Origin of the sequence: Streptomyces sp. MspMP-M5 (assembly GCF_000373585.1) — a bacterium.
Lineage (GTDB): Bacteria > Actinomycetota > Actinomycetes > Streptomycetales > Streptomycetaceae > Streptomyces.
Window position 1 is genome coordinate 1 of sequence record NZ_KB891964.1, and the last position, 8387, is coordinate 8387.

Consider the following 8387-nt stretch of genomic DNA (forward strand, 5'->3'; position numbering starts at 1 on the left):
TTGCTGCTGCTGGCGCGCAGTGAGAACAAGATCGTGGACCGGCGGCCGGTGGATCTGTCGGAGGTGGCGTCGCAGGCGGTGGATCAGACGCGGGAGGAGGCGCAGGGCAAGGGGGTTGCGCTGCGGGGGGTGCGGCAGCAGGTGTTCGTGCAGGGCAATGGGGTGTTGTTGGAGCGGATCGCGTTGAATCTGGTGCAGAACGCGGTGCGGTACAACGTNGCGGAGGGGGGTTGGGTGGAGGTGAGCACCGAGCCGCAGCCGGGGTGCGCGGTGCTGGTGGTCTCCAATACGGGGCCGGTGGTGCCGGCGTATGAGGTGGAGAACCTCTTCGAGCCGTTCCGTCGGTTGCGTACGGAGCGGACCGGCAGCGACAAGGGGGTGGGCCTGGGGCTGTCCATCGTCCGCTCGGTGGTCCGGGCCCACGACGGCACCATCACCGCCGAACCCCGCGAAGGCGGCGGCCTCGACATGCGCGTCGTCCTCCCGCTCTGACACCGACGACGACGGCCCTGTGCGGCCGCTGGAGAGGTCGTACGGGGCCGCCGGGAGTTCCGGACTACCCGGCGGTACGTTCGCTCGCCCGTCGGCCGTACACCCGGATCCCGTCCGCCCGCGCCCGGCTTTTCGGTTTGACGCGGCGGGGGGTCTCCGGGGATCCTTCGCCGAGTTCGCTTTGCGCGGAATTCGGCGGGTCCGCCCGCCGCCCTGACCGTGTGTGATCCCTCACAGAGGCCCCTTTCCGGCCATCTACCCTCCGTGATCGAATTGCCTGGTGGAAAGCCGGGAAAATCCGGGTTTCCCCAGGCCCAGATCACGGGAAGTACACGTGATGGGCTGCGCGAGGTGCGACTTTCGGACCGTGTACGGTCCTGATCGCCATCCAAACCGATCACCTCTTCAGGGGTGCGGTTGGGTGTCGATTGAGTAACAGACCTTGATGTGAGGCAAAATCTCCGCCTCAGGTCGGGCACAAGTCCGGCCTCTCACGCGTTACGAGCGCTGAGACACCGCAGACACCCAGAGGGGGAGAGCGACAATGGCTACGGATTACGACACTCCACGCAAGACCGATGACGACCTCAACGAGGACAGCATCGAAGAACTGAAGTCGCGGCGGAACGACAAGTCCGCCTCGGCCGTCGACGTCGACGAGTTCGAGCAGGCCGAGGGCCTGGAGCTCCCCGGCGCCGACCTGTCCAACGAGGAGCTGGCCGTCCGCGTGCTGCCCAAGCAGCAGGACGAGTTCACCTGCATGAGCTGCTTCCTGGTGCACCACCGCAGCCAGCTGGCCGCCGAGGACAAGAACGGCAACCCGATCTGCCGCGACTGCGCGGCCTGACCGGCCTACGCCGTGCCGGGCGTGAACCCGTTCCGTAAGGGCCGCAAGGGCGGCAACGGTCCGGCGGCCGGCGCACGATCACGCGAGGAAACCGCGCCCGTGCCCGCCGACCCGGCCGCCCACCCCGAGGAGCGGACCACCGGTGGACTCCAGCGGCGGGGCCGCCCGGCCTCGCTCGCGGACGCCGCCGTCCGCGGCGCCAGGAAGGGCCGTGACGGCGTACGGTCCGCGCTCGGCGTGATCGCCGACCGGATCATCGCCACCGCCCCCAGGATCCCGGTACGCGACCTCGCCACCCTGCGCGCGCACTTCCCCGGACTGACCCCCGAGGAGCTCGCCGACAAGCTGGTGGCGGGCGCCTGCGCGGGCACCGCCACCGTGGGCGCGGGCGTCGGCGCGGCCGCCATGCTGCCCGCACCCCCGGCCCTGCCCGCCGAACTCGCCGCAGAGGTCGCGGGCGTCGCCGCCGTCGAGATCAAGATGATCGCCGAACTCCACGAGGTCTACGGTCTGCGGCCCCCGGGCAACCGCACCCAGCGCGCCACCGCCTACCTCACCTCCTGGACCGAGGAACGCGGCATCGACATCGCCAAACCCGCCTCCCTGAACGTCGCACTCGGCGGGCAGATGAAGCGCGAACTCCGCCAGCAGATCATGAAGCGGACCCTGCGCAACCTTCCCAGCCTCACGCCGTTCCTGATCGGCGCCGCGGTCGGCGCGTTCCTCAACCGCCGCGACACCAGGAAACTCGCCCTCAAGATCCGCGCGGACCTGCGCCGCAGCCAGATCCCCTGGGACGCCCTCCCGGCCGCTCAGCCGCGCGCCGACGCCAGCGCTGCCACCAACCGCTCCGGCTCGCGCGTCGACACATAGGCGTACGGCGTCGGATCGTCGGGATCGGTGATCTCCACCCGCACCGCCGTCGGCACATAGCTGCGCAGCACCATGAAGGCCCGCGCATCGGCCTTGTGCGTCCGCCACGCCAGCGTCTCGGCCGGGTCCAGCGCCTCCGCCTCACCCAGCGCCGACACCGGGATCCGCGCATCCCCGGCGATCAGCGCACCGCCGACCACCCGGATCCGCACCGAGCCGTACGCGCTCACCGCCACCGCGGACAGTGCCGCGCCGCCGATCAGCCCGCCGAGCATCGGCAGCGTCCCCAGGGGCAGCAGCATCAGGGCACAGGCCACACCGACGAGCGCGGCAATCAGCCACCAGGAGCGGGGCGCGGTGAGACGTTCTTCGTACGACTGCATGCCTCCAGCTTGGCACGGCGGCACTCACCCCCTGGCCGCGCGGGTAGGGTCTGCACTCGTGAGTGGAACTGACCAACCCAGGACGCGTCTGACGCCACCCGAGGGCGCCACGCCCCCGGTACGGCACCCGGACGCGCCGGCGCCCGGAGAACTGCTCGGCGCGCACTACGACCGGTGCTTCGGCTGCGGCACGGGCCAGCCCCACGGGCTGCACCTGGAGGCCCGGGCCGGCGACGGCGTGAGCGTCACCGCCGAATTCACCGTCAAGGAGGCCCACCAGGGCGCGCCGGGCCTGGCCCACGGCGGAGTGCTGGCCACCGCGCTGGACGAGACGCTCGGCTCCCTGAACTGGCTGCTGCGGGTGATCGCGGTGACCGGCCGCCTGGAGACCGACTTCGTCGCGCCGGTGCCGCTGGGCTCCGTGCTGCACCTCGAGGCGCAGATCACCGCCGTACACGGCCGGAAGATCTACTCCACGGCGGTGGGCCGGATAGGCGCCCCGGACGGCCCGGTGGCGGTCCGCGCCCAGGCCGTCTTCATCGAGGTCAAGGTCGACCACTTCATCGACAACGGAAGGACCGAGGAGATCAGGGCGGCGATGGCCGACCCGGACCAGGTCAAGCGTGTACGTGCCTTCGAGGTGAACCCGTGAGTCAGCAACGGAATCCGGTGGACGTCCTCCTGCGGCGCCTGGACCCGGACGTTCCCCTTCCGTCCTACGCCCACCCCGGGGACGCCGGAGTCGATCTCGTCACCACCGAGGCCGCCGACCTCGCACCGGGGGAGCGGGCGGTCCTGCCCACCGGGGTGTCGATCGCCCTGCCCGACGGCTACGCGGCCTTCGTGCACCCGCGCTCGGGGCTGGCAGCCCGCTGCGGATTGGCGCTGGTGAATGCCCCCGGGACGGTCGATGCCGGGTACCGTGGAGAGATCAAGGTGATCGTGGTCAATCTGGACCCGCGCGAGAGTGTGCGGTTCGAGAAGTACGACCGGATCGCCCAATTGGTCGTCCAGCAGGTCGAGAAGGTGCGTTTCCACGAGGTGGCGGAACTTCCCGGCTCGGCGCGGGCCGAGGGGGGATTCGGGTCCACCGGCGGTCACGCGGCGGTGGACGGCTCCACGGGCGGGAATGAATACGCATCGGTCGGTGGCGACCGGGAAGGACAGTGACGTGTTCGGACGTCGCAAGAAGAACGAGGCTCCGGTGGAGCCGGCCGAGGACACGGCGCTCGCCGACGAGGTCGAGGCCGGCGAGGACGACGCGACGCAAGCGCGGCTCAACCTCCCGCCCGCGCCGCGCCCCGACGGCCCCTGGGACGTGTCGGAGGTCAAGCAGCCCGGCGAGGGCCGGGTCGACCTCGGCGGCCTCTACGTGCCCGGCGTCGAGGGCATGGAACTGCGCGTCGAGGTCGCCGGGGACGCGATCGTGGCCGCCACGGTCGTCCTCCAGGACAGCGCCGTGCAGCTCCAGGGCTTCGCCGCCCCCAAGAACGAGGGCATCTGGGGAGAGGTCCGCGAGGAGATCGCCGCCGGCATCACCCAGCAGGGCGGCGTCGTCGACGAGGTCGAGGGACCGCTGGGCTGGGAGCTGCGTGCCCAGGTCCCCGTGCAGCTGCCGGACGGCACCAACGGCGTCCAGGTCGTGCGCTTCGTCGGCGTCGACGGCCCCCGCTGGTTCCTGCGCGGCGTGATCTCCGGCCAGGGCGCGGTGCAGCCGCAGGCCGCCGGCGTCCTGGAGCACATCTTCCGGGACACCGTCATCGTCCGCGGCGAGGGCCCGATGGCCCCCCGCGACCCGATCGTCCTCAAGCTGCCCGACGACGCCCAGATGGTGCCGGACGGTGTGCAGCAGGAGCAGGCCGAGGGGTCGCGCTTCGGCGGCGGCGTGGAGCGCCTGGAGCGCGGACCGGAGATCACCGAGATCCGCTGATCCTGCGCTGTCGAGCACGGCGCGACAACGCCGCCGTGACGGCTCAATAACGACGGTTGCAAGGGGTCGTACTCCCATACGAGGAGTACGGCCCCTTCACGTTTGTGCAGGTCAGATCGGGAGGCGTAAGAAAACCGTCAACGGAGCGCTAATGGCCGTAAGGGAGGCGTCAACGGCGGTCAAGTGGCGGAGGAACGACGGTTTGCTCTAGGGGTCCCATTCCGTCTGCCCATCTAGGAGCACACGATGGCCGACGTGGCCTTCGTCGTCGTCACCCTCGCGGTCTTCGCAGTGGTGGCTCTCGTCGCCAAGGGGGTGGCGAAGCTGTGACCGTCGAGAACATCGTCGGCCTCGTCGTGGCCGTCGCCCTGCTCGGGTACCTGGTCCTCGCCCTCGTTTTCCCGGAGAGGTTCTGAGGTGTCGACAGCTGCCAACGCGGCGGGCCACATGAGCCCCGCACTCGCGGGCGTGCTCCAGCTCACAGCGCTCATCGCGGCGCTCGCCCTGGTGTACCGCCCCCTCGGCGACTACATGGCCGCCGTCTACAACTCCCCTCGCCACCTGCGCGTGGAGAAGGTCATCTACCGCTGCATAGGCGCCAACGCGGACACCCAGATGCGCTGGCCCGCCTACCTCCGCGGCGTTCTGGCCTTCTCCCTGGCCGGGGTGCTCTTCCTCTACCTGATCCAGCGCCTCCAGGGACACCTGCCGCTCTCCCTCGGATTCGCCGCGATCAGCCCCGACCAGGCGTTCAACACCGCCGCGTCCTTCGTCGCCAACACCAACTGGCAGTCGTACAGCGGTGAACAGGCCATGGGCCACGTCGTCCAGACCCTCGGCCTGGCGGTACAGAACTTCGTCTCCGCCGCCACCGGCATGGCCGTCGCCATCGCCCTCGTCCGCGGCTTCGCCCGCTCCCGCACCGGCGAACTCGGCAACTTCTGGGCCGACCTCGTCCGCGGCACCGTCCGCGTCCTGGTCCCCATCGCCGTCATCGGCGCCGTGATCCTCGTCGCCTGCGGCGCCATCCAGAACTTCTCCGGCATCCACGGCGTCGGCCAGTTCATGGGCGGCACCCAGCAGACCAACGGCGGCGCCGTCGCCTCCCAGGAAGTCATCAAGGAACTCGGCACCAACGGCGGCGGCTACTTCAACGCCAACTCCGCCCACCCGTTCGAGAATCCCAACGCCTTCACCAACCTCTTCGAGATCTTCCTGATCCTCGTCATCCCCTTCGCGCTCACCCGCACCTTCGGCAAGCTCGTCGGGAACGTGCGGCAGGGCTACGCCATCCTCGCCACCATGGGCGTCATCTGGCTCGGCTTCACCGCGCTCATGATGTGGACCGAGTTCGCCCACGGCGGCGCGGCCCTCCAGGCCGCGGGCGCCGCCATGGAAGGCAAGGAGAACCGCTTCGGCGTCGGCAGTTCCGCGATCTTCTCGGTCGCCACCACGCTCACGTCAACCGGAGCCGTCGACTCCTTCCACTCCTCCTTCACCGCATTCGGTGGCGGAATCCAGCTGCTCGGCATGATGCTCGGCGAGATCGCCCCCGGCGGCGTCGGCTCCGGCCTCTACGGCATGCTCGTCATGGCCGTCATCGCGGTCTTCATCGCCGGACTCATGGTCGGCCGCACCCCCGAATACCTCGGCAAGAAGATCGGCACCCGCGAAATCAAGCTCGCGGCCTGCTACATCCTCATCACGCCGACCCTCGTCCTCGGCTTCACCGCCGCCTCGATGGTGCTGCCCGACGCGCTCGGCTCGATGCTCAACACCAAGGCGGCCGGCGCCGGACCGCACGGCTTCTCCGAAGTCCTCTACGCGTTCACCTCCGGCGCCAACAACAACGGCTCCGCCTTCGCCGGACTCAACGCCAACACCCCCTGGTACAACACCACGATCGGCCTGGCCATGCTCCTCGGCCGCTTCCTCCCCATGGTGTTCGTGCTCGCCCTCGCCGGCTCGCTCGCCGAACAGCAGCCCGTCCCCGAGACCGCGGGCACCCTCCGTACCGAGAAGCCGCTCTTCGCCGGGCTGCTCGTCGGCACGATCCTGATCATCACCGGTCTGACCTACTTCCCGGCGCTCGCCCTCGGGCCGCTGGCGGAGGGCCTGTCATGACCGCCCCCGTGAAACCGGAGGAGCCCGGCTCCATGTCCACCGCCACTCCGACCCGCGCCCCGCAACAGGACGCCGCCGACGGGCAGCAGCCCGGCGACGGCCGCGTGGGCGGCGGTCTCTTCGACCCCAAGCAGCTGCTCGTCTCGCTGCCGGACGCCCTGCGCAAGCTCGACCCGCGCGTGATGGTCAAGTCGCCCGTCATGTTCGTCGTCGAGGTCGGCTCCGTCCTCACCACGATATTCGCCTGCGCCGCACCCACCGACTGGTTCGGCTGGGCCATCGCGGCCTGGCTGTGGCTCACCGTCATCTTCGCCAACCTCGCCGAAGCCGTCGCCGAAGGCCGCGGCAAGGCACAGGCGGACACCCTCCGCAAGGCCAAGACCGACACCGTCGCCCGCCGCCTGAACGGCACCGAAGAGGAACGCGTACCCGGCACCGAACTCCGCGTCGGCGACCTCGTCGTCTGCGAAGCCGGCGACGTCATCCCCGGGGACGGCGACGTCGTCGAAGGCGTCGCGTCCGTCGACGAATCCGCCATCACCGGCGAATCCGCGCCCGTCATCCGCGAATCCGGCGGCGACCGCTGCGCCGTCACCGGCGGCACCAAGGTCCTCTCCGACCGCATCGTCATCAAGATCACGACGAAGCCCGGCGAGACCTTCATCGACCGGATGATCAACCTCGTCGAGGGCGCCGCCCGTCAGAAGACGCCCAACGAGATCGCGCTGAACATCCTCCTCGCGTCCCTCACCATCGTCTTCCTGCTGGCCGTCGTCACCCTCCAGCCGTTCGCCATCTACGCCGGCGCCGAACAGCCCATGATCGTGCTGCTCGCCCTGCTGGTCTGCCTGATCCCCACCACCATCGGCGCGCTCCTGTCCGCCATCGGCATCGCCGGCATGGACCGCCTCGTCCAGCGCAACGTCCTCGCCATGTCCGGACGCGCCGTCGAAGCGGCAGGCGATGTATCGACATTGCTGCTCGACAAGACCGGCACCATCACCTACGGCAACCGCCGCGCCGCCGAGTTCGTCCCCGTCCGCGGCGCCACCGAGGAGGAACTCGCCGACGCCGCGCGGCTCTCCTCGCTCTCCGACGAGACCCCCGAAGGACGCTCTGTCGTCGAGCTCGCCAAGGAGAAGTACGGCCTGCGCGAGGGTGAGTTCAGCGGCGACACGTTGACGGGCGCCGAGTGGATCCCGTTCACCGCACAGACCCGCATGTCCGGCGTCGACGTCGACGGCCGCAAGGTCCGCAAGGGCGCCACCGGCTCCGTCCTCGCCTGGGTCCGGGAGCGCGGCGGCACGCCCACCGAGGACGCCCAGCAACTCGCCGACACCATCTCCCAGGCCGGCGGCACCCCGCTGCTCGTCGCCCTGGAGGACGAGCGCGGCCCCCGCGTCCTCGGTGTCATCCACCTCAAGGACGTCGTCAAGGACGGCATGCGCGAACGCTTCGAAGAGCTGCGCAAGATGGGCATCAAGACGGTCATGATCACGGGCGACAACCCGCTGACCGCCAAGGCCATCGCCGAGGAGGCCGGTGTCGACGACTTCCTCGCCGAGGCCACGCCCGAGGACAAGATGGCGCTGATCAAGCGCGAGCAGGCCGGCGGCAAGCTCGTCGCCATGACCGGCGACGGCACCAACGACGCCCCCGCACTGGCCCAGGCCGACGTGGGCGTGGCGATGAACACCGGCACGTCGGCCGCCAAGGAGGCCGGCAACATGGTCGACCT

At 70.1% G+C, this 8387-nt stretch carries 10 protein-coding genes; 9 read left to right on the plus strand and 1 reads right to left on the minus strand.

From position 1 onward, the window contains the following. From B073_RS0138435 to B073_RS42565, 3 genes are all read left to right on the plus strand, one after another. Window positions 1-492, plus strand: a 492-nt coding sequence (locus B073_RS0138435) for a sensor histidine kinase (protein WP_018542477.1), incomplete at its 5' end; no start/stop codon positions are given. Window positions 493-1036: 544 nt separating this feature from the next. Further along, window positions 1037-1339, plus strand: a complete 303-nt coding sequence (locus B073_RS0138440; protein ID WP_016575747.1) for a DUF4193 domain-containing protein — start codon at window positions 1037-1039, stop codon at window positions 1337-1339. 12 nt (window positions 1340-1351) lie between these two features. Beyond that, window positions 1352-2212 (plus strand): hypothetical protein, encoded by an 861-nt coding sequence (locus B073_RS42565; protein ID WP_234025266.1) that lies wholly within the window; start codon window positions 1352-1354, stop codon window positions 2210-2212. Here B073_RS42565 and B073_RS0138450 read toward each other — a convergent pair. Further along, window positions 2152-2595, minus strand: coding sequence for a DUF3093 domain-containing protein (locus B073_RS0138450; protein ID WP_018543375.1), 444 nt, complete (start codon window positions 2593-2595; stop codon window positions 2152-2154). The genes B073_RS42565 and B073_RS0138450 overlap by 61 nt on opposite strands. Before the next feature lie 58 nt (window positions 2596-2653). Between B073_RS0138450 and B073_RS0138455 the strand changes: the two genes are divergently transcribed. From B073_RS0138455 to kdpB, 6 genes are all read left to right on the plus strand, one after another. Beyond that, window positions 2654-3247, plus strand: a complete 594-nt coding sequence (locus B073_RS0138455) for a PaaI family thioesterase (RefSeq protein WP_018543376.1) — start codon at window positions 2654-2656, stop codon at window positions 3245-3247. Next, window positions 3244-3765 carry a dUTP diphosphatase gene (dut, locus tag B073_RS0138460; protein WP_037814244.1) on the plus strand — a complete coding sequence of 174 codons (522 nt, stop codon included), beginning with the start codon at window positions 3244-3246 and terminating at the stop codon, window positions 3763-3765. Before B073_RS0138455 ends, dut begins: the two co-directional genes overlap by 4 nt. A 1-nt stretch (window position 3766) precedes the next feature. Then, entirely contained in the window at window positions 3767-4525 is a 759-nt protein-coding gene (locus tag B073_RS0138465) for a DUF3710 domain-containing protein (protein ID WP_026248136.1), read from the plus strand. A gap of 326 nt (window positions 4526-4851) precedes the next feature. Beyond that, window positions 4852-4941 carry a K(+)-transporting ATPase subunit F gene (gene kdpF, locus B073_RS43415; RefSeq protein WP_018543380.1) on the plus strand — a complete coding sequence of 30 codons (90 nt, stop codon included), beginning with the start codon at window positions 4852-4854 and terminating at the stop codon, window positions 4939-4941. A gap of 31 nt (window positions 4942-4972) precedes the next feature. Then, a complete protein-coding gene (gene kdpA / locus B073_RS0138480) occupies window positions 4973-6649 on the plus strand; it encodes a potassium-transporting ATPase subunit KdpA (protein WP_018543381.1) in 1677 nt (558 codons plus the stop codon). Further along, window positions 6646-8387 (plus strand): potassium-transporting ATPase subunit KdpB (gene kdpB, locus B073_RS0138485; protein ID WP_018543382.1); only part of this gene is annotated, 1742 nt, incomplete at its 3' end. The genes kdpA and kdpB, both read left to right, overlap by 4 nt.

Coding starts and splice junctions, on each gene's coding strand:
- B073_RS0138440 (WP_016575747.1), top strand. CDS start 1,037: ATGGCTACGGATTACGACACTCCACGCAAGACCGATGACGACCTCAAC.
- B073_RS0138450 (WP_018543375.1), bottom strand. CDS start 2,595: ATGCAGTCGTACGAAGAACGTCTCACCGCGCCCCGCTCCTGGTGGCTG.
- kdpA (WP_018543381.1), top strand. CDS start 4,973: ATGAGCCCCGCACTCGCGGGCGTGCTCCAGCTCACAGCGCTCATCGCG.